Origin of the sequence: Burkholderia sp. EMB26 (genome assembly GCF_024730645.1) — a bacterium.
Lineage (GTDB): Bacteria > Pseudomonadota > Gammaproteobacteria > Burkholderiales > Burkholderiaceae > Burkholderia > Burkholderia cenocepacia.
In genome coordinates this window covers 652,036-671,669 of the sequence record NZ_CP078070.1, presented here as the reverse complement: position 1 = coordinate 671,669, position 19,634 = coordinate 652,036, and the positions used below count along the sequence as shown (strand labels likewise).

Below are 19,634 nucleotides of genomic sequence, written 5' to 3'. Positions count from 1 at the left end.
CTCGATGAAAGACAAACCTGCCCAGGGGCCGCGCGGCCTCGACAAGGACGCGATCGTCGCGGCCGCGCTCGCGCTGCTCGAAGACGTCGGCGAAGCCGCGTTCAGCGTGCGCAAGCTCGCGCAGTCGGTCGGCTGCGACCCGATGAGCGTGCTGTATCACTTCAAGTCGAAGGAAGGCCTGAGCCGCGCGATCGCGAATGCGCTGTCGCGCTCGCTCGTGCCGGTCGATCCTTCCCTGCCGTGGCGCGAACGGCTGCGCGACCTCGCGCGTCAGTACCGCGCACTCGCGTTGCGCTACCCCGCCGCGTTCGCGCTGCTGCAGCGGCACATGAGCACGGGGCCGGCCGATCTCGCGCACATCGAGGCCGTGCATCGCGCGCTGACCGACGCCGGCATCCCGCGTGCGGCGCTGCCGGCGGTATGCGTCGGCTGGTACGCGAGCGTGATCGGCCTCGCCGCCGCCGAAACGGGCGGCCTCACGCGTGCCGCGAACGACGTCGAACTCGCGGAAATGCACGCGCTGTCCGACGCCGGGCATCCGCTCGTCAAGTCGGCCGCCCCGCTCTATGCGCAACTCGATCCGGCCGTCGTGCACGACACGATGCTCGACGTGCTGCTCGACGGGATCGCGCAACGCGCGCGCACGGCCTGACCGGCCCGCGCATCGCAAACGAAAAAGGCGCCCGAAGGCGCCTTTTCCATGACGATGGCCGCGGACCGCGCTCAGTGCTGCTGCGCGAGACCGATCTTCAGCATGACCTGATCGACGATCTGCTCGGGCGTCAGCTCGATGCTGACCTCGATCGCCTCGTCCGGGCCCGGCTCCTCGAGCGTGTCCAGCTGGCTCTTCAGCAGCGACGGATCGAAGAAATGGCCGGTGCGGCTCTTCAGGCGCTCCTGCAACACTTCGAACGAACCCTTCAGATACACGAACCGCACGTCGGTGTCGGCGCCGCGCAGCACGTCGCGGTACGACCGCTTCAGCGACGAGCACGTGAACACGGCCGTCTCGCCCGCGTGCTGCTTTTCCTCGATGGCCGCGCGAATCGTGCGCAGCCACGGCCAGCGGTCTTCATCGGTCAGCGGAATACCGTGGTGCATCTTTTCCTTGTTCGCCGCGCTGTGAAACGCGTCGCCATCGGTATAGCTGCACGACAGGCGTTCCGCCAGCATTTCGCCGATCAGCGACTTGCCGGCGCCCGACACGCCCATTGCGATCAGAATCATTGACTACCCCTTGTTACAGAACCATGCTCAGCAGCAACGTGAAACTGAGACCGAGCACCGAGATGATGGTTTCAAGCAGCGACCAGGTCTTGAACGTCTGACCCACCGTCATCCCGAAGTATTCCTTGATCAGCCAGAACCCGCCGTCGTTCACGTGCGAGAAGATCAGCGAGCCCGAGCCCGTCGCGAGCACCAGCAGCTCCGGGCTGACCGACGCGCCCGACGCCGCCGCGATCGGTGCGACGATACCGCAGGCCGTCGTCATCGCGACCGTCGCCGAACCCGTCGCGAGACGCATCAGCGCCGCGACGAACCAGCCGAGCAGCAGCGGCGACAGGTGCGCATGCTTGGCGGTCTCGACGATCTGCTGCGAGATCCCGCTGTCGCGCAGGACACCGCCGAAGCCGCCGCCCGCGCCGACGATCAGCGTGATCCCGGCGATCGGCGCCAGGCACTCGCCGCAGAACTTCTGGATCTGGTCGCGGTTGAAGCCCTGCAGCTTGCCGAACGTGAAGAAGCTCACGAGCACGGCGATCAGCAGCGCGACGTCCGAGTTGCCGGCAAAGCGCAGCAGGTTGTTCGGCAGCGACTTCGGTGCGAACACCAGGTCGGCCCAGCTGCCGACGAGCATCAGCACGACGGGCAGCAGGATCGTGAACAGCGTGATGCCGAAGCTCGGCAGTTCGCGCTTGCGGCCATCCGCGTTCGAATCGACGAATTGCGACGCGAGCGGGTTGTTTTCCGGCAGCTTCACGAACTTCGAGATCGTCAGCGCGAACAGCGGGCCCGCGATGATCGCGGTCGGCACGCCGACGACGAGACCGAAGGCGATCGTCTTGCCGATGTCGGCGCCGTATTGCTGGACGGCCAGCAGCGCGGCCGGGTGCGGCGGGATCAGCCCGTGCACGACCGACAGGCCGGCCACCATCGGCAGGCCGACGACGAGCAGCGACTTGCCGGTGCGCTTCGCGACGTTGAACGCGATCGGGATCAGCAGCACGAAGCCGACTTCGAAGAACACCGGCAGGCCGACGATGATCGCGACGAACATCATCGCCCAGTGGATGTTCTTTTCACCGAACCAGTCGATCAGCGTGGTCGCGATCCGTTCGGCGCCGCCCGATTCGGCCATCATCTTGCCGAGCATCGTGCCGAGGCCGACGACGATCGCAATGTGGCCGAGCGTGCCGCCGGTGCCCGTTTCGAACGACTTGACGATCTTGTCCATCGGCATGCCGACGACGAGACCGAGGCCGAGCGAGACGATGATCAGCACCAGGAACGGGTAGATCTTGTAGCGCGCGATCATCAGGATCAGCGCGGCAATCGCGATCAGCGTGAATACGAGCAGCATGCTGCCTTGGACGGCCCCCATGTGGCACTCCTCCTAGAATTGTTCGAACCGGGCGAGTCGTTGCGAGTATGCCCGGCTATGCAGGTCTCCGAAACACGGGGGGTACCCACCCCGTCAGGACGCTGAATTTTACTTATCTTTGCGATCCGCGGATAGAACCGGTTCCATCAGCAAAAACCCTCGGTAAAACAAGCACTAACGCTCGCTTTCCGAGGGCTGATTCTTCATTTCATACAAGTATTAACGGGGCAGCTGGCTCGCCGCTTGCGCGAGGCGCGTGACTTCGGCCCAGTCCTGCGCGGCGAGCGCGGCCTTCGGCGTGAGCCACGAGCCGCCGACGCACACGACGTTCGGCAGTTTCAGGAAGTTCGGCGCGGTATCGACCGTGATGCCGCCCGTCGGGCAGAACTTCAGCGCCGGGAACGGACCGTGGAACGCCTGCAGCATCGGCACGCCGCCCGCCTGCTGCGCGGGGAAGAACTTCACGATGTCGTAGCCGAATTCGAGCGCCTGGATGATGTCGCTCGGCGTCATCACGCCCGGCAGCAGCGGCAGGCCCGCGTCGAGCGACGCGAGGTGCAGTTCCTTCGTCAGGCCCGGCGACACGCCGAACGTGGCGCCCGCGCGCTTCGCCTGCGCGCAGTGCTCGGGCTTCGTGATCGTGCCGACGCCGACGACGATGTCGTCCGCGAGCTGGCTCGCGCGCTGGATCGCCTCCAGGCCGGCCGGCGTGCGCAGCGTGATCTCGAGCACCTTCACGCCGCCCGCGTGCAATGCACGCGACACGTTTTCGCCCTGCTCGACCGAGTCGAATGCGAGCACCGGAATGACCGGGCCCAGCTTCACGATTTCAGCAATCGTCTTCATTGAATTGGCTCCTTGAAATTCATGCGGCGACGCTGACGGCCGTTTCGCCGACCAGCGTCCCGAAAACCGATGCGCCCTGCTCGGCCGGCGCCGCGGCCGCGCGGAACACGCCGAACAGTTCGCGCCCGAAACCGACTTCGTTGTCGGCCTGGTGGCGCGGCTGCGCGACCGGGCGCGCGTGCCACTCGGCGTCGTCGACCTCGATGTCGAGCACGCCGGCTTCCGCGTCGATCACGAGCACGTCGCCCGTCTTGACCTTGCCGATCGGGCCGGCCAGCAACGCTTCCGGCGACACGTGGATCACGGCCGGCACCTTGCCCGACGCGCCCGACATGCGGCCGTCGGTGACCAGCGCGACGTGGAAGCCCTGATCCTGCAGCACGCCGAGCAGCGGCGTCAAACGGTGCAGCTCGGGCATGCCGTTGGCGCGCGCGCCCTGGAAGCGCACCACCGCGACGAAATCGCGCTTCAGCTCGCCGCGATCGAACGCTTCCTGCACGGCTTCCTGCGAGTCGAACACGATCGCGGGCGCCGTCACCTTGCGGTGCTCGGGCGCGACCGCCGAGATCTTGATCACGCCGCGGCCGAGCCGGCCCTGCATCAGGCGCAGGCCGCCGTCCGGCTGGAACGGCTCGCGAATGCCGCGCAGCACCTTCGTGTCGTGGCTCTCGGCCGCGCCGTCGACCCACGTCAGCTTGCCGTCGATCAGCTTCGGCTCCTTCGTATAGTGTGCAAGCCCCTTGCCTGCGACCGTCGTCACGTCCTCGTGCAGCAGCCCGCCTTCGAGCAGGTTGCGTACCAGGAACGCGACACCGCCCGCCGCGTGGAAATGGTTCACGTCGGCCTTGCCGTTCGGATAGATCTTCGCGAGCAGCGGCACGACGGCCGACAGCTCGTCGAAGTCGTTCCAGTCGATCAGGATGCCGGCCGCGCGCGCGATCGCGACGAGGTGCAGCGTGTGGTTGGTCGAGCCGCCCGTCGCGAGCAGCGCGACGATCCCGTTGACAATCGCCTTTTCGTCGATCACATGGCCGATCGGCGTGTAGTGGCCGCGCTCGACGGTCAGGTCGAGTACGCGGCGCGCGGCCTCGGCCGTCAGCGCGGTGCGCAGCGGCGTGTGCGGGTGAACGAAGGCCGAGCCCGGCAGGTGCAGCCCCATCAGCTCCATCAGCATCTGGTTGCTGTTCGCGGTGCCGTAGAACGTGCAGGTGCCGTGGCCGTGATACGCGGCCGATTCGGCTTCGAGCAGCGCGTCGCGGCCGACCTGGCCGGTCGCGAACTGCTGGCGGATCTTCGCCTTGTCGTCGTTCGACAGGCCGCTCGTCATCGGGCCGGCCGGCACGAAAATCGTCGGCAGGTGGCCGAACTGCAGCGCGCCGATCAGGAGGCCCGGCACGATCTTGTCGCAGATGCCGAGGCAGAGCGCCGCGTCGAACATGTTGTGCGTGAGCGCGATCGCCGTGCCCATCGCGATCGCTTCGCGCGAAAACAGCGACAGCTCCATCCCCGGGTTGCCCTGCGTGACGCCGTCGCACATCGCCGGCACGCCGCCCGCGAACTGCGCGACCCCGCCGTTCTCGCGCGCGGCGGCCTTGATGATGTCGGGGAAGTCCTTGTACGGCGCATGCGCGGACAGCATCTCGTTGTACGAGGACACGATGCCGATGTTCGGCTCGCGGATCGCCTTGATCGCGAACTTGTCGTTACCCTCGAGGCCCGCGAAGCCGTGCGCGAGATTCGCGCACGACAGCGCGCCGCGTGCCGGGAACTTGCCTTGCGCGCCGTCGATGCGCTGCAGATAGGCGGAACGGGTCGATTGGCTGCGGGCGATCACGCGTTCGGTGACCTTCGCCAGAGTGGGGTGCAGCGACGTCATGCTGGGCGCTCCTGTATGCCGGCCGACACCGGCGGTTGGAATCGTGGGGACGGTCGAGCTTCGTCGATCGAACGAAGGCAGTCTAGTAGAAAAACTACAAGCACGCAATGTGGTTTCGCGCCCTCGCAACCGTTATTCCCGCCACCAGCAAGGCTTTAATCAGTGAAAACCCTAATCCACCTTACTCGACCCACGCCGAAACTTCTGCAATATCGCTAGTATTTTTATGTAGATTTTCTACAATTCGATTGCGATACACTCCCGCATCCGAACCCGATTTCCACGTGCCGTCCCATGCTGCCCCGCATTGAAGCGATCCGCCCCGAGCTGCGCCCGTCCGAGCGCAAGCTCGCCGACTACATCCTCGCCGCGCCGCGCGAGGTGCTCGACCTCGCGATGACCGAGCTGTCGACCCGCGCCGGCGTCAGCCAGCCGACGATCGCGCGCTTCTGCCAGGCGCTCGGCTGCAGCGGCTTTCGCGAATTCAAGATCCGGCTCGCGCAGAGCGTCGCGCCAGGCGTGTCGTCGGTGTACCGCGACGTCGAGCCCGACGAACCCGCGCCGGGCATCATCGGCAAGGTGTTCGACCGCACGATCGGCGCGCTGATCGAGGTGCGCAACAGCCTGTCGGCGGGCAGCGTCGCCGACGCGATCGCGCTGCTGTCGAACGCGTCGCGGATCGAGTTCTATGGCGCCGGCGGCTCGGGCATCGCCGCGCAGGACATCCAGCACAAGTTCTTCCGGCTCGGCGTGCCGAGCGTCGCGTATTCGGATCCGCACACGTTCTCGATGTCGTCGGCGCTGCTCGGGCCGCACGACGTCGTCGTCGCGATCTCGAACACCGGCCGCACGCGCGACATCGTCGACGCCGCGCGCTCCGCGCTCGCGTGCGGCGCGAAAGTCGTCGCGATCACGCAAAGCCATTCGCCGCTCGCGAAGCTCGCGACGGTCAGCCTCGCGTCGAACGTCGCCGAGGAAACCGACGTGTTCTCGCCGATGACGTCGCGGATGTCGCATCTCGCGATCGGCGACATCCTCGCGGTCGGCGTCGCGCTGTCGCGCGGGCCGGCGCTGATGGAGCGCGTCGGCCGCGCGAAGGAAGCGATCACGCGGCGCCGGATCGACGACCCGACGAAGGAGTAGCGGTCGCGGCGACGCCGCGCGTAAACGAACAACGGCGCCCCGAGGGGCGCCGTTGCGCACGATTCGGCGGTGACGTACCGCCGGCCGCGGCGCCGCCGCCGGCCGCGCCGCTCAGAACGGCTTGATCACCACCAGCGCGACCGCCGCGAGCATGCCGAGCACCGGCAGCTCGTTGAACACGCGATACCACTTGTCGGTGCGGCGGTTCTCGCCGCGCTCGAACACCCGCAGCAGGTGCCCGCAATACGCGTGGTAGACGATCAGCAGCAGCACCACGGTCACCTTCGCGTGGATCCAGCCCTGCCCCTGGCCGATGCCGATCACGAGCCACAGCCACAGCCCGCACGCGAGCGCCGGCACCGCGATCATCGTCATGAAACGGAACAGCTTGCGCGCCATCAGCAGCAGGCGCCGCACCGCGGCCGGATCGGTCTCCATGGCCAGGTTCACGTAGATGCGCGGCAGGTAGAACAGCCCCGCGAACCACGCGGCGATCAGAACGACATGGAACGTCTTGACCCAGAGCATTGCCATCGGTTGTGCGCCTCGCTGTTGACTTACTGACGGCCTTCGCCGTGCCCGAGCACCACGTACTTCAGCGACGTGAGCCCTTCCAGGCCGACCGGGCCGCGCGCGTGCAGCTTGTCGTTCGAGATGCCGATTTCCGCGCCGAGGCCGAATTCGAAACCGTCCGCGAAGCGCGTCGACGCGTTGACCATCACGCTCGCCGAATCGACTTCGCGCAGGAACCGCATCGCACGGTCGTGATCCTCGGTGACGATCGCGTCCGTGTGATGCGAGCCGTAATGGTTGATGTGCTCGATCGCGGCGTCGAGGCCGTCGACGACCTTGATCGCGAGCACCGGCGCCAGATATTCGGTGTGCCAGTCTGCTTCCGTCGCGTCGACGAGCGGGCCGACGCCCGCATCGGCGAGCACCGCGCGCGCGGCGGCATCGACGCGCAGTTCGACCTGCTTGTCGCGATACAGCTTGCCGAGCGGCGGCAGCAGCTTCGCCGCGATGCCGCTCGCGACGAGCAGCGTCTCCATCGTGTTGCAGGTGCCGTAGCGGTGCGTCTTCGCGTTGTCGCAGACGGCCAGCGCCTTGTCGAGATCGGCGCGATCGTCGACGTACACGTGGCAGATGCCATCGAGGTGCTTGATCATCGGCACGCGGGCCTCGTTGATCAGCCGTTCGATCAGGCTCTTGCCGCCGCGCGGCACGATCACGTCGACGTATTCGGTCATCGTGATCAGCTTGCCGACCGCCGCGCGATCGGCCGTCGCGACGACCTGCACCGCGTCCTGCGGGAGGCCTGCCGCCTCGAGCCCTTCGCCGATCAGCTTCGCGAGCGCCGCATTCGATTCGAGCGCTTCGGAGCCGCCGCGCAGGATCGTCGCGTTGCCGGACTTCAGGCACAGCGCGGCCGCGTCGATCGTCACGTTCGGGCGCGACTCGTAGATGATGCCGATCACGCCGAGCGGCACGCGCATCTGGCCGACCTGGATTCCGCTCGGGCGGAACTTGAGATTACCGATCTCGCCAATCGGATCGGCCAGCGACGCGACCTGGCGCAGCCCTTCGACCATCGTATTCAGCGCCTTGTCCGACAGCGTCAGGCGGTCGACGAACGCCGCATCGAGCCCCTTTTCACGGGCGCGGGCGACGTCGCGTGCGTTCGCCTCCTTCAGCGCCTGCACGTCGCGCTCGATCGCGCGGGCCACGGCGTCGAGGGCCGCGTTCTTCGCGGCCGTGCTGGCGCGCGCCATCGCGCGGGAAGCGTGCCGGGCGCGGCGGCCCAGGTCGGTCATGTACTGATCGATATCCATCGTGTGACTCGAGAAGCGAGCCGCGCGGAGCGGCATGAATTCGTGGGGAAGCGGGGGACGGCCACCCGGGGACGGCCACCCGGGGACGGCCACCCAGGACGGCCGTCCGGGAGTGACGATTCGCGGGACAACCGTCCGTGCAGGGCAGCGGCCGATATGCCGCGCCAGCTATCGAAGCATTGTAAGCGGGTTGCGCAGCGCGCGCTGAAGGCACGAACGGGACTTAGCGTCGCACGCGACCCGCGGTCGGCGGTCGCTCGCCGCGGGCGCCCGCGACCGTCATCGCGAGCTGGAACAGCCCGTCCCACGGATCGGGCGGCGGTTCGTCCTGCGTGCGGCGGCCCGGCGTGACGGCCGTCAGCCCCTTGACCTGCCGATCGAGCTTCGCGGCGAACGCGAGCGCCTTTTCGAGCACCGCCTCCGACACGCGGTTCAGCGCGGGCGCGATCAGCCGCTCGCGCGGCCCCCACACACGGTTCTCGCGCAGCAGCGTCGCGAGCGGCTTGCCGGCCGTCGTGCCGCGCTTGATCCGCAGCAGCGTGCGCAACTCCTCGACGACGGCCCACATCACGAGCACGATCGCCTCGCCCTCGCCTTTCAGCCCGTCGATCATCCGCGCGAGCCGCGCGGCGTCGCCGGCGAGCATCGCTTCGTTCAGCTTGAACACGTCGTAGCGCGCGACGTTCAGCACCGCGTCGTGCACCTGCTCGAACGACAGCGCGCCCTGCGGATACAGCAGCCCGAGCTTCTGGATTTCCTGGTGCGCGGCGAGCAGGTTGCCCTCGACGCGCTCCGCGATGAACTGCAGCGCGCGCCGCCCGTCCTCGCCGGGCGCGGCGCGCTGGCCCTGCATCGCGAGTCGCTGGCCGATCCAGTTCGGCAGTTGCGCACGGTCGACCGGATCGATCTTCAGCGCGACGCCGCCGTTCTGCAGCGCGGTAAACCATGCGGATTTCTGCGTGGCCGCGTCGAGGCGCGGCAACGTGACGAGCATCAGCGCGTCGGGGTTGGGCGTGGCCGCGAGCGTCTTCAGCGCGTCGGCGCCTTCCTTGCCGGGCTTGCCCGACGGAATGCGCAGTTCGATCAGCTGGCGCTCGCCGAACAGCGACATCGCCTGGGTCGCGCCGAGCAGCACGCTCCAGTCGAAGCCGCGCTCGACCGTATGCACCGACCGCTCGGTGAAGCCGGCCGCGCGTGCGGCCGCACGAATGCGGTCGCACGCTTCCTGCGCGAGCAGCGGCTCGTCGCCGTAGACGGTATAAAGCCCGGCCAACCCCTTCGCGAGGTGCGGCTCCAGCGCATCAAGTCGCAATTGCATCGCTGCGTGCGCCCGCGATCAGAGCGGCGGCGGCGGCAGCGGCGCGCGCGGCGCCACGCCCGGCACCACGTCCTCCGGCGCCGGCGTCAGCGAGTGGACGATCGCGAGGCGCCGCATCAGTTGGTCGACCGCGTCGTTCTGCATGTCGCCGTACAGGATGTCGGCTTCCTGCGCCTTCGCGTTCGTGTACTGGTCGCTGTACGTCATCGCGCGGTTCAGCGCGATCGCGCTCGGCGGGATCAGCACGGTGCCGTCCTTGCTCGTCAGCGTGTAGTTCAGCGTGTAGAACAGCGCGTATTCCTGCGCGGAGCCGTACTTGTTGAGCGTCAGCGTGTTCTGGCCACGCGACTCCCACATGCGCAGCACGGCGTCGGCGTCGTCCGCCGACTTGACGATCTTCGTGTCGCTGCCGGCCTGGACGAGGCGCGTGAGCCGCGCCTCGACGGGCGCCGGCGCACCGGCCACGAACAGGTGCTTGAACGCGTAGTCCTGCTGGCCGCGCAACTGGAAGCCGCATGCCGACAGCGCGACCGCGCTGCCGACGAGCATCAAAAACGATCTGCGGATCACCTTCGCTCCTTCTGGGTACGTCCGACGGCCGGCGGCCGTCAGACGACGATGTTCACGAGGCGGCCCGGCACGACGACGATCTTCTTCGCCGGCTTGCCGTCGCTGAACTTCGCGAATGCCTCGTCGGCGACCGCCGCCGCTTCGATCGCGTCGCGGCTCGCATCCTTCGCGACCTTCAGCGCACCGCGCACCTTGCCGTTCACCTGCAGCACGAGTTCGATCTCGGCCTGCTCGAGCGCGGCCTCGTCGACCTTCGGCCACGGCGCATCGAGCAGCGGGCCGAATTCGTCCGCGTAGCCGAGCGCCTTCCACAGCTCGAACGTGACGTGCGGCACGACCGGGTACAGCACGCGCAGCAGCACGCCGTACGTCTCGCGCAGCACGGCGGGCGTCGCGCCCTTCGCGCCGTCGATTGCGTTCAGCATCTTCATCGCGGCCGACACGACCGTGTTGTACTGCAGGCGCTGGTAGTCGAAATCGGCCTGCTTCAGCACGCTGTAGATCTCGCGGCGCAGCGCCTTGTCGGCGTCGCCGAGCGTCGCTGCGTCGATCCCGGCGCGGGCGGCGAGCGCTTCGCGGTTGCCGTAGCCGAAGCTCCACACGCGGCGCAGGAAGCGGCTCGCGCCTTCGACGCCCGCGCCCGACCACTCGAGTTGCTGCTCGGGCGGTGCCGCGAACATCGTGAACAGGCGCGCGGTATCGGCGCCGTACTGGTCGATCAGCAGTTGCGGATCGACGCCGTTGTTCTTCGACTTCGACATCTTCTCGATGCCGCCGAGCACGACCGGCTGGCCGTCCGCGTTCAGCGTCGCACCGACCGGGCGACCCTTGTCGTCGTGCGTGACCGTCACGTCGAGCGGGTTGTACCAGGTCTTCTTGCCTGCCGCGTCCTCGCGGTAGTACGTCTCGTTCAGCACCATCCCCTGCGTGAGCAGGTTCTTCGCCGGCTCGCCGAACTTCACGAGGCCGAGGTCGCGCATCACCTTGGTCCAGAAACGCGAATACAGCAGGTGCAGGATCGCGTGCTCGATGCCGCCGATGTATTGGTCCATCGGCATCCAGTAATCGGTGCGCGCGTCGACCATGGTCTCGGCGTCCGGCGCCGTGTAGCGCGAGAAGTACCACGACGAATCGACGAAGGTGTCCATCGTGTCGGTTTCGCGCTTCGCCGCCGCGCCGCATGTCGGGCACGTGCAGTTCAGGAACGCTTCCGACTTCGCGAGCGGGTTGCCCGTGCCGTCCGGCACGAGGTCTTCCGGCAGCACGACCGGCAGATCCTGCTCCGGCACCGGCACGTCGCCGCACGACGGGCAGTGGATGATCGGGATCGGCGTGCCCCAGTAGCGCTGGCGCGACACGCCCCAGTCGCGCAGGCGCCACGTGACCTGCTTGTCGCCGAAGCCGCCGGCCTTCAGGTCGGCCGCGACCGCGTCGACCGCTTCCGCGTAGCGCAGGCCGTCGTACTTGCCGCTGTTCACGCAGACCGCGGTTTCCTTGTCGCCGTACCACTCTTGCCATGCGTCGAGCGAGTACGTCTGCCCCTCGCTCGCGATCACCTGCTTGATCGGCAGGTCGTATTTCTTCGCGAACGCGAAATCGCGCTCGTCGTGGCCCGGCACGCCCATCACCGCGCCTTCGCCATAGCTCATCAGCACGTAGTTGCCGATCCACACCTCGACCGGCTCGCCGGTCAGCGGGTGCTTGACCGAGAAGCCGGTCGCGACGCCCTTCTTCTCCATCGTCGCGACGTCGGCCTCGGCGACGCCGCCGCGCTTGCATTCTTCGATGAACGCGAGCAGTTCCGGCTTGTCCTGCGCGAGGCGCGTGGCGAGCGGGTGCTCGGCCGCGATTGCGCAGAACGTGACGCCCATGATCGTGTCGGCGCGCGTCGTGAACACGCGCAGCAGCTTCTGCTCGCCGTCGAGTTCATACGGGAAGCCGAAGTTCACGCCGAAGCTCTTGCCGATCCAGTTCTGCTGCATGATCTTCACGCGCTCGGGCCAGCCGAGGCCGTCGAGATCGTTCAGCAGCTCATCCGCGTACTGCGTGATGCGCAGGTAGTACATCGGGATCTCGCGCTTCTCGACGAGCGCGCCCGAGCGCCAGCCGCGGCCGTCGATCACCTGCTCGTTCGCGAGCACGGTCTGGTCGACCGGGTCCCAGTTCACGGTGCCCGTCTTCTTGTACGCGATGCCCTTCTCGAGCATCTTCAGGAACAGCCACTGGTTCCACTTGTAGTAGTCGGGCTTGCACGTCGCGATTTCGCGCGACCAGTCGATCGCGAGGCCCATCGACTGCATCTGGCCCTTCATGTAGTCGATGTTGTCGTAGGTCCACTTCGCGGGCGGCACGCCGTTCGCCATCGCGGCGTTCTCGGCCGGCATCCCGAACGCATCCCAGCCCATCGGCATCAGCGTGTTGTAGCCGTTCATCCGCAGATAGCGGTACATCACGTCGTTGATCGTGTAGTTGCGCACGTGACCCATGTGCAGCTTGCCGGACGGGTACGGCAGCATCGATACGCAGTAGAACTTCGGCTTCTGCGAATCTTCCTTCGTCTTGTAGGCATCGGCTGCGCGCCAGTCGCCCTGGGCGGCGGCTTCGACGTCGGCGGGTACGTATCTCTCGTGCATGGTGTGGTTCGGGCTAGGCTTTAAGCGGCGCGACGGCTCGCGCGCAGGATTGGATCGAAAATCGTGCGTGCCCGGCGCGGGAACGGGCTGACCGGTTCCGCGCCGGGAAAAACGTCGATTATACCGCCCGTGCGGGCCCGCACGGCCGGTCGCGCGGGCCAGGGCCCGTTCACGCCAATAACGGGCTTGCGCCGGCCCCCGGAATGAATTTTTCCAAACCGGGGAGCGCGCGCCGGGGCCCGCAGCGACGGCGTATCAGGCGTATCAGGGTTTCGCGCCGGCGGCGGCCGGCGCGGCCGCGCTCCCAGCCGGCGGCACGTCGGTCACGAAGCCGATCCGCGTGAGGCCTGCAGCCTGCGCGGCGCCCATCACCTGCGCGATCACGTCGTAGCGCGTCGCGCGCGACGCGCGCAGCCGCAGCTCGGGCGGCGCGGCGCCCGCGGCAGCGGCCTTGAACCGCGCCGGCAGCGCGTCGAGCGCCACAGGTGCGTCGTCCCAATAGAGCTTGCCCGCGTCGTCGATCGACAGGGTGACGGATTGCGGCGTGTCGCGCGCGACACTCGCCGCGACCTTCGGCAGGTCGAGCCGAATCGCGTGCGTCATCAGCGGCGCGGTGATGATGAAGATGACGAGCAGCACGAGCATCACGTCGATCAGCGGCGTCATGTTGATTTCCGCCATCGGCGCGGACGTCTTGTGGTGCTCGAGCCCGCCGAATGCCATGGTCGTTCCTCCGGAACCGGCGCGTCAGGCGCCCTGCGCGCACACGAAGACGTGCAGATCGCGCGCGAAGCCGTCGAGTTCCTCGGCGAGCTGCCGGACGAGCCGGCCGAGGATGTTGTACGCGAGCACTGCGGGAATCGCGACGACCAGCCCGAACGCGGTCATGATCAGCGCCTCGCCAACCGGCCCCGCGACGTTCTCGATCTGCGCCTGCCCGCTCGCGGCGATGCTGCCGAGCGCGTGATAGATGCCCCACACGGTGCCGAGCAGCCCGACGAACGGCGCGGTGCTGCCGATCGACGCGAGCAGCACCTGGCCGAATTCGAGACGCCGCTGCGAGCGCAGCATCGCGTGACGCAACGCGCGCAGCACGCGTTCGCTGCGCTCGACGCGCGCGGCCAGCGCGGCCGGGTCGTGGTCGTCGGCCGCATCGCGCGCGGCTTCGGCGAGCGGCACGAACACGCGCTCGCGATCGGCGCCGGCCAGCGCGGCGATGCCCGCGTCGAGCGACGGCGCGCGCCAGAACGCGGCGAGCGCGCGCGGCCCCTGCCGCTTCGCGCGGACCAGCAGCCAGGCTTTCATGAAGAGGAAGCACCAGCTGGCGACGGACATCGCCAGCAGCACATAGGAGACGGCGTGCGTGATCGCATCGCCGCTTTCGAGGTAGTGGACAACGCCGGTGGGAATCGCCATCGGAGTTTCCTCGCGGTGTCAGCGCAGGCCGAGCACGTCCTGCATGTCGAACAAGCCGGCGCCGCGCGCCGACAGGAAGCGGACCGCACGCAACGCGCCCTGCGCGTACGACACGCGGCTCGACGACTTGTGCGTGATCTCGATGCGCTCGCCGATCCCGGCGAACAGCACGGTGTGATCGCCGACGATGTCGCCGCCGCGCACCGCGGCAAAGCCGATCGACGACGGATCGCGCTCGCCCGTCACGCCGTGGCGGCCGTACACCGCGCAGTCGTCGAGCGAGCGGCCGAGCGCGCCGGCGACGGCTTCGCCCATCATCAGCGCGGTGCCCGACGGCGCGTCGACCTTGTGGCGGTGATGCGCTTCGATGATCTCGATGTCGTAGCCGTGCGAGAAATGCTTCGCCGCGAATTCGAGCAACTTCAGCGTGACGTTCACGCCGACGCTCATGTTCGCCGCGAACACGATGCCGATCTTGCCCGCCGCGGCTTGCAGCTCGGCCTTCTGCTCGGCGGTGAAGCCGGTCGTGCCGATTACGAGCTTCACGTCGTGGCGCAGCGCGGCCGCGATATGGGCCATCGTGCCTTCCGGACGCGTGAAATCGATCAGGTACTCGGCCTGCGCGAACACGGCGTCGAGATCGTCGGTCAGCTTGATCCCGGTGTCCTTGCCGAGGAACGCACCGGCGTCCTGGCCGAGGAACGGCGAACCGGCGCGGTCGAGCGCGCCGACGAGCTGCGCGTCGGCATCGTTGAGAACGGCTTCGATCAGCATCCGGCCCATTCGGCCCGATGCGCCGGCAATCGCAATCTTCATGGCTTTCTACACGACAGGTCTAAAGGCGGGCGGCGCATGCCGCCCCGTTTCCGCACGCCGGCCGCTTACTGCGCCGGTGCGGTGAGCGGCTGGTTCTGCAGGTTGTCCGAGCCTTGCGGGCCGACGGGCGGCGACGCTTCGTTCGACACGTTCGGCGGCGGCGGACGATGGAACTGGAACTGCGGCTGGATCGCCGGCGCGGCGCCCGGCGGCTGGCCGCCCGGCACCGGCGCGCCGCCCGAGGCCTGCGCGGCCGGCGTGAACCGACGCGAACCCGAACCCTGCCCCGACACCTGGTTGGTCGCGCGGTTCGCCGCGCGCGCCGCCTGGGCGTTCGCATCCTGGTCGACCGCCGCGCCGGATGCCGGCACGGTGGCCGGGCTCGCCGCAGCGGCAGCCTGCGCGGCGCTCGCGGCGGCCGCGGCTTCGGAAGCCTTCTTCGCCGCGGCAGCGGCCTTCGCCTTCTTGCCGCCGCGGTCCCCGTCGATGTCGGCCAGCAGGTCGAGCTCGGACGGCAGGTTGTCGGCGCCGGTCCAGCTCGTGACGCGATCGCCCGAGAAGTTGACCACGAGGTCGCGCTGCTGGACGATCGACGTCGAGCCGCGCTTGAAGTAGAAGAGATAATCCCAGCGATCCGCGTGGAACATGTCCGCCAGCAGCGGCGTGCCGAGCAGCGCGCGGACCTGCTCGCGCGTCATGCCGGCCTGCAACTGTGCGGCTTTCTCCTGCGACACGAAGTTGCCCTGCACGACGGTGATCCGATACGGCGTGATGCTCTGCGCAATGCGCTGCGTCACGCTGTCGTACGACGAACAACCCGCCAGCGCGACAACGGCGGCGGCAGCGATGATGGCACTCCGCATGCGACTCCTCTGAAAGTGCGAAAGCGATTCTGGGATCATTTCCTTCACCGTGCTGGCCCGCGTGCAGGCCGCGCGTATATCTGGAACGGCGAAAAGCCGGTAACATTGAAGCCCTGCATTGTACTCTAGGGATGCCTAGCCATGACCAATCCGACGGATCTCAAGAATATCGGGCTAAAGGCCACCCTACCGCGCCTCAAGATTCTCGAGATCTTCCAGCAGAGCCCCGTGCGCCACCTGACGGCCGAAGACGTCTACCGCAACCTGCTCAACGAGCAGCTCGACATCGGGCTCGCCACCGTCTATCGCGTGCTGACGCAGTTCGAGCAGGCCGGCCTGCTGTCGCGCAGCAACTTCGAATCCGGCAAGGCGGTGTTCGAGCTGAACGAAGGTTCGCACCACGACCACCTCGTGTGCCTCGATTGCGGCCGCGTCGAGGAATTCTTCGACGCCGAGATCGAGAGCCGCCAGCAGGCGATCGCGAAGGAACGCGGCTTCCGGCTCCAGGAGCACTCGCTCGCGATGTACGGTTCGTGCACGACCGAGAACTGCCCGCACCGCAAGCACTGAAGCGCGCCACCCGCGCACGCAAGACGGCCCGGCCGGCATCTCGCCGCCCGGGCCGTCTGCTTTTTCCGGGGACGCTGCCGCGCGCCGGGAAGGCTTACGAAAGCCCTTCGGCGCCCGCGCAGGCCGGCTCGAACTCGAGCGCCCACGCACGTTCCAGCGGGATCTCGTCGCAATTCGGCTGCGGCCCGCCGCGATCGACGATCACGAAATCGCTGACCGCGTCGAGCGCGAGCAGCGGATGGTGCCAGACGCCCTTCGCATAATTGACGCCCTGCCAGCCCTCGGCCAGGAACGCGCGCATCGCGTCGGGCCGGAATTCGCCGGCCGGCGCGACGACGATCGCGTAGCGCGACACCGCCGCGAGCGGGATGAACGCCTGGCTGCCGTGCGGATGACGCTCCATCAGCGTGATCGCGACCGGCACCGCGCGCGGCTGCGCGCGAAACACGCTGACGAGCGGCCGGCCGCCGTCCGCGCAGACGTCGATCGTCGCGAGATCGTGAAAGCGCTCGGTCGTGCCGCCGTTGATCGGGAAATGCCGCGCGCCTTCGAGCGCGATCACGTCGCCGAACGGCGCGAACGCTTCGCGGGTCAGGCGCTCGACGCGCAGGATCGGGGTTCCGCTCATGCCGCTGCCCTCCTTCAAGCCGGCTCGCCCCACAGACGCAGGCGCGACACGCCGCCGTCCGGGAAGATGTTGAACCGCACGTGCGTGACGGGGCCGAGCGCCGCGAGCTGGTCGAACGTGTGCACGTGATCCATCTGCAGCTTCTGCTCGCCGAGCAGTTCGGCCCAGAACATCGCCTGCGTGACGAGCGAATCGTCGGTGCCGCCCGCGACGTGCGCGGCCTGCAGCGAGCAGCGATCGGGGAAATTGCCCTTGAAGAACGCCGTGTCGACCTCGACGCGCCGGATGATGCCCGGCCGCGCGAGCGCGACGATCGCCCAGTCGTTGCCGGGCTCGCGGCGGCGCCGCGTTTCCCAGCCGTCGCCCATGTTCACGCCGCGCCCCGGCATCAGCATCTGCGAGGCCGGGCCGAAGTGCTGGTTGTTCGCGGCCACCAGATAACCGCCGTTCTCGATCGCCGCGAGATCGACCAGCTCGCCGGCCGGCACGTGACGCCAGTCGCGCTGCGGCTGGCCGTACACGCGCAGCCGCGCGAGCCCGCCGTCCGGATACAGGTTCACGCGCAGGTGCGTGACCGGCCGCGCATCGTCGACGCTCACGTAGTGATGCGAATTGCCCTGCAGCGTCGTCGCGGGGACGATGGTGCGCCACTCGGCGTCGTCGGGCGGCGTGTCGCCGTCCACCGCGCAGGCCTCGATCGACGCGGCCGGCGGGAAGTTGCCGGTGAAGTGGCTCGTATCGAGATCGACGCCGACAATCACGCCCGGCCGCGCCAGACGCACCACGCAAAAGTCGTGGCCGGTCGTGCGCTTGCGGCGCGTTTCCCAGCCGTCCATCCACTTGCCGTGGTCGTCGTACTTGCCGGGAATGAACACGGCCGGCTCCGGATTCAGCATGCGCTCCTTCGGCGCGAAGAATTCGTCGCTGGCGAACAGCGCCTGCGCCCCGAGGCGCGGGTCGGCGAGGTTCATGTAGCGCCGCGTGAAAGCCGGCGCGTTCGGATCGAGAATGGGGGCTGCCATGTCGTCTCCATCATGTTGAGAAGCGCCGGCACGTCATCGCACCGGTCGCATGAAGTTCGGTCGCGCGGGGCGGCCAGGGGCGCCGCGCCGCGCGGGAGTCGCGTTCAGAGCGCGTGGGCCTGGTCGCCGGCGACCGGTGCGGCGCTGCCCGGCGCGTCGGCCACGTAGCGCAGCTCGCGGTTCAGCACGCGTTTCGCGCGGGCGCGGTCGATGTCGTTCTCCCACACCGCGACGACGACCGTCGCGACGCAGTTGCCGATCAGGTTGGTCAGCGCGCGGGCGATGCCGACGAACCAGTCGACCGGCAGGATCAGCACGAGGCCGAGCACCGGAATCGCGGGAATCGCCGACAGCGTCGCCGCGAGGATCACGATCGCCGAGCCGGGGATGCCGTGCGCGCCCTTCGACGTGACGAGCGACACGAGCAGCACGACGATCAGGTCGTGCGTGGACAGCGGCGTGTTGGTGGCCTGTGCGATGAACAGCACGGCGAGCGTCAGGTAGATCGAGAAGCCGTCGAGGTTGAACGAATAGCCGGTCGGGATCACGAGGCCGACGGTCGAATCCTTGATGCCCATGTATTCGAGCTTGCTCATCACCTGCGGCAGCACCGCGTCCGACGATGCCGTGCCGAGCACGATCGACAGTTCCTCGCGCAGGTAGCGGATCAGCTTGAACACCGAGAAGCCCGCGAGCCGCATCACCGCACCGAGCACGACCGTGACGAACACGAAGCAGCTCAGGTAGAACACCGCGACCAGGTAGCCGAGCTGCTTGAGCGACGCGACGCCGTACTTGCCGGTCGTGAACGCGATCGCGCCGAGCACGCCGAGCGGCGCGAGCTTGATGATGAAGCCGATGATCCGGAAGAACACGTGCGACAGTTCCTCGATCAGCGAATTGACGCGTTGCGCCTTGTCGCCGAGCAGCGACAGCGCGGAGCCGAACAGCACCGCGAACACGAGGATCTGCAGGATGTCGCCCTTCGCGAACGCGTCGATCGCGGTCTCGGGAATGATCTTCATCAGGTAGCCGGCCGTGTCCTTCAGGCTTTCGGCGTTCTTCGCGTACGTCGACAGCGACGCCGCGTCGAGCGAGCGCAGGTCGATGTTCATCCCGACGCCCGGGCGCGTGAGCCACGCGAGCACGAGCCCGATGCCGAGCGCGAGCGTCGTCATCACCTCGAAGTAGACGACGGCTTTCAGGCCGACCCGGCCGACCTTCTTCAGGTCGCCCGCATTGGCCATCCCGCTGACCACGACGCAGAACACGATCGGGCCGATGACCATCTTGATGAGCTTCAGGAAGCCGTCGCCGAGCGGTCGCAGCGACTCGGCGAAATGCGGGAAGAACGCGCCTAGCGCGACCCCCAGGATCAATGCGACGACTACCCGGCCAAACAGCGAATTGAGGAATTTCGACACGGCGCTCTCCCGATCCAACGGTTGCAGTTTCGTCTGTTCATACTGGTAAGACCAGTGATGTTATGGTGGATAGTAGGA

19 protein-coding genes are annotated in these 19,634 nt (G+C 67.8%); 3 read left to right on the top strand and 16 right to left on the bottom strand.

The window, feature by feature from the left end; translation table 11 throughout:
- Positions 1-4 precede the first annotated feature (4 nt).
- On the top strand, positions 5-652 hold the full coding sequence (locus tag KU887_RS03245; protein WP_006483411.1) for a TetR/AcrR family transcriptional regulator: 648 nt from the start codon (positions 5-7) through the stop codon (positions 650-652).
- Between the two features lie 71 nt (positions 653-723).
- On the opposite strand, the gene KU887_RS03240 is transcribed toward KU887_RS03245, so the two are convergent.
- The 4 genes from KU887_RS03240 to edd form a co-directional block, all read right to left on the bottom strand.
- Complete coding sequence (locus tag KU887_RS03240) at positions 724-1,227, bottom strand: gluconokinase (protein WP_059721659.1); 504 nt, start codon at positions 1,225-1,227, stop codon at positions 724-726.
- Positions 1,228-1,240: 13 nt separating this feature from the next.
- A complete protein-coding gene (locus tag KU887_RS03235; RefSeq protein ID WP_006483417.1) occupies positions 1,241-2,602 on the bottom strand; it encodes a GntP family permease in 1,362 nt (453 codons plus the stop codon).
- A gap of 219 nt (positions 2,603-2,821) precedes the next feature.
- Positions 2,822-3,448 (bottom strand): bifunctional 4-hydroxy-2-oxoglutarate aldolase/2-dehydro-3-deoxy-phosphogluconate aldolase, encoded by a 627-nt coding sequence (gene eda / locus KU887_RS03230; protein ID WP_006483410.1) that lies wholly within the window; start codon positions 3,446-3,448, stop codon positions 2,822-2,824.
- A 19-nt stretch (positions 3,449-3,467) separates the two neighbouring features.
- Positions 3,468-5,324: a phosphogluconate dehydratase gene (gene edd / locus KU887_RS03225; protein ID WP_034201028.1), complete on the bottom strand. Its 1,857-nt coding sequence runs from the start codon at positions 5,322-5,324 to the stop codon at positions 3,468-3,470.
- A gap of 294 nt (positions 5,325-5,618) precedes the next feature.
- Between edd and KU887_RS03220 the strand changes: the two genes are divergently transcribed.
- Complete coding sequence (locus KU887_RS03220) at positions 5,619-6,467, top strand: MurR/RpiR family transcriptional regulator (protein WP_006483414.1); 849 nt, start codon at positions 5,619-5,621, stop codon at positions 6,465-6,467.
- Between the two features lie 111 nt (positions 6,468-6,578).
- Here KU887_RS03220 and KU887_RS03215 read toward each other — a convergent pair whose 3' ends face one another.
- The 9 genes from KU887_RS03215 to bamE form a co-directional block, all read right to left on the bottom strand.
- Positions 6,579-7,001, bottom strand: a complete 423-nt coding sequence (locus tag KU887_RS03215; protein ID WP_089434541.1) for a CopD family protein — start codon at positions 6,999-7,001, stop codon at positions 6,579-6,581.
- Positions 7,002-7,024: 23 nt separating this feature from the next.
- Positions 7,025-8,296 carry a glutamate-5-semialdehyde dehydrogenase gene (locus tag KU887_RS03210; protein WP_258254452.1) on the bottom strand — a complete coding sequence of 424 codons (1,272 nt, stop codon included), beginning with the start codon at positions 8,294-8,296 and terminating at the stop codon, positions 7,025-7,027.
- 223 nt (positions 8,297-8,519) lie between these two features.
- On the bottom strand, positions 8,520-9,614 hold the full coding sequence (holA, locus tag KU887_RS03205) for a DNA polymerase III subunit delta (protein ID WP_006483419.1): 1,095 nt from the start codon (positions 9,612-9,614) through the stop codon (positions 8,520-8,522).
- Between the two features lie 18 nt (positions 9,615-9,632).
- Positions 9,633-10,184: an LPS assembly lipoprotein LptE gene (gene lptE / locus KU887_RS03200; protein WP_006483412.1), complete on the bottom strand. Its 552-nt coding sequence runs from the start codon at positions 10,182-10,184 to the stop codon at positions 9,633-9,635.
- A gap of 38 nt (positions 10,185-10,222) precedes the next feature.
- On the bottom strand, positions 10,223-12,817 hold the full coding sequence (gene leuS, locus KU887_RS03195) for a leucine--tRNA ligase (protein ID WP_080331131.1): 2,595 nt from the start codon (positions 12,815-12,817) through the stop codon (positions 10,223-10,225).
- Positions 12,818-13,081: 264 nt separating this feature from the next.
- Complete coding sequence (locus KU887_RS03190; protein ID WP_006496723.1) at positions 13,082-13,540, bottom strand: biopolymer transporter ExbD; 459 nt, start codon at positions 13,538-13,540, stop codon at positions 13,082-13,084.
- A gap of 24 nt (positions 13,541-13,564) precedes the next feature.
- The gene (locus KU887_RS03185) at positions 13,565-14,233 is read right to left on the bottom strand and encodes a MotA/TolQ/ExbB proton channel family protein (protein WP_058901257.1); all 669 of its coding nucleotides are present in this window, start codon (positions 14,231-14,233) and stop codon (positions 13,565-13,567) included.
- Positions 14,234-14,251: 18 nt separating this feature from the next.
- Positions 14,252-15,049, bottom strand: a complete 798-nt coding sequence (gene dapB / locus KU887_RS03180; RefSeq protein ID WP_006485630.1) for a 4-hydroxy-tetrahydrodipicolinate reductase — start codon at positions 15,047-15,049, stop codon at positions 14,252-14,254.
- 65 nt (positions 15,050-15,114) lie between these two features.
- Positions 15,115-15,912, bottom strand: coding sequence for an outer membrane protein assembly factor BamE (gene bamE / locus KU887_RS03175; protein WP_006496725.1), 798 nt, complete (start codon positions 15,910-15,912; stop codon positions 15,115-15,117).
- A gap of 141 nt (positions 15,913-16,053) precedes the next feature.
- Here bamE and fur point away from each other — a divergent pair, with 141 nt between their 5' ends.
- On the top strand, positions 16,054-16,482 hold the full coding sequence (gene fur, locus KU887_RS03170) for a ferric iron uptake transcriptional regulator (protein WP_006400349.1): 429 nt from the start codon (positions 16,054-16,056) through the stop codon (positions 16,480-16,482).
- Between the two features lie 94 nt (positions 16,483-16,576).
- Here the strand turns inward: fur and KU887_RS03165 are convergent, their stop codons facing one another.
- The 3 genes from KU887_RS03165 to KU887_RS03155 all read right to left on the bottom strand — a co-directional run bounded on the left by KU887_RS03165 (position 16,577) and on the right by KU887_RS03155 (position 19,556).
- Positions 16,577-17,110 carry an ureidoglycolate lyase gene (locus tag KU887_RS03165; protein WP_059721692.1) on the bottom strand — a complete coding sequence of 178 codons (534 nt, stop codon included), beginning with the start codon at positions 17,108-17,110 and terminating at the stop codon, positions 16,577-16,579.
- Positions 17,111-17,124: 14 nt separating this feature from the next.
- Positions 17,125-18,132, bottom strand: a complete 1,008-nt coding sequence (gene alc, locus KU887_RS03160; protein ID WP_060263315.1) for an allantoicase — start codon at positions 18,130-18,132, stop codon at positions 17,125-17,127.
- Between the two features lie 104 nt (positions 18,133-18,236).
- Positions 18,237-19,556, bottom strand: coding sequence for a C4-dicarboxylate transporter DctA (locus tag KU887_RS03155; protein ID WP_006484664.1), 1,320 nt, complete (start codon positions 19,554-19,556; stop codon positions 18,237-18,239).
- Positions 19,557-19,634 lie beyond the last annotated feature (78 nt).

What these genes read in the sequence shown, in the direction of transcription:
- KU887_RS03245 (WP_006483411.1), top strand. Translation starts at nt 5, where the DNA reads ATGAAAGACAAACCTGCCCAGGGGCCGCGCGGCCTCGACAAGGACGCG.
- KU887_RS03240 (WP_059721659.1), bottom strand. Translation starts at nt 1,227, where the DNA reads ATGATTCTGATCGCAATGGGCGTGTCGGGCGCCGGCAAGTCGCTGATC.
- KU887_RS03235 (WP_006483417.1), bottom strand. Translation starts at nt 2,602, where the DNA reads ATGGGGGCCGTCCAAGGCAGCATGCTGCTCGTATTCACGCTGATCGCG.
- eda (WP_006483410.1), bottom strand. Translation starts at nt 3,448, where the DNA reads ATGAAGACGATTGCTGAAATCGTGAAGCTGGGCCCGGTCATTCCGGTG.
- edd (WP_034201028.1), bottom strand. Translation starts at nt 5,324, where the DNA reads ATGACGTCGCTGCACCCCACTCTGGCGAAGGTCACCGAACGCGTGATC.
- KU887_RS03220 (WP_006483414.1), top strand. Translation starts at nt 5,619, where the DNA reads ATGCTGCCCCGCATTGAAGCGATCCGCCCCGAGCTGCGCCCGTCCGAG.
- KU887_RS03215 (WP_089434541.1), bottom strand. Translation starts at nt 7,001, where the DNA reads ATGGCAATGCTCTGGGTCAAGACGTTCCATGTCGTTCTGATCGCCGCG.
- KU887_RS03210 (WP_258254452.1), bottom strand. Translation starts at nt 8,296, where the DNA reads ATGGATATCGATCAGTACATGACCGACCTGGGCCGCCGCGCCCGGCAC.
- holA (WP_006483419.1), bottom strand. Translation starts at nt 9,614, where the DNA reads ATGCAATTGCGACTTGATGCGCTGGAGCCGCACCTCGCGAAGGGGTTG.
- leuS (WP_080331131.1), bottom strand. Translation starts at nt 12,817, where the DNA reads ATGCACGAGAGATACGTACCCGCCGACGTCGAAGCCGCCGCCCAGGGC.
- KU887_RS03190 (WP_006496723.1), bottom strand. Translation starts at nt 13,540, where the DNA reads ATGGCATTCGGCGGGCTCGAGCACCACAAGACGTCCGCGCCGATGGCG.
- KU887_RS03185 (WP_058901257.1), bottom strand. Translation starts at nt 14,233, where the DNA reads ATGGCGATTCCCACCGGCGTTGTCCACTACCTCGAAAGCGGCGATGCG.
- dapB (WP_006485630.1), bottom strand. Translation starts at nt 15,049, where the DNA reads ATGAAGATTGCGATTGCCGGCGCATCGGGCCGAATGGGCCGGATGCTG.
- bamE (WP_006496725.1), bottom strand. Translation starts at nt 15,912, where the DNA reads ATGCGGAGTGCCATCATCGCTGCCGCCGCCGTTGTCGCGCTGGCGGGT.
- fur (WP_006400349.1), top strand. Translation starts at nt 16,054, where the DNA reads ATGACCAATCCGACGGATCTCAAGAATATCGGGCTAAAGGCCACCCTA.
- KU887_RS03165 (WP_059721692.1), bottom strand. Translation starts at nt 17,110, where the DNA reads ATGAGCGGAACCCCGATCCTGCGCGTCGAGCGCCTGACCCGCGAAGCG.
- alc (WP_060263315.1), bottom strand. Translation starts at nt 18,132, where the DNA reads ATGGCAGCCCCCATTCTCGATCCGAACGCGCCGGCTTTCACGCGGCGC.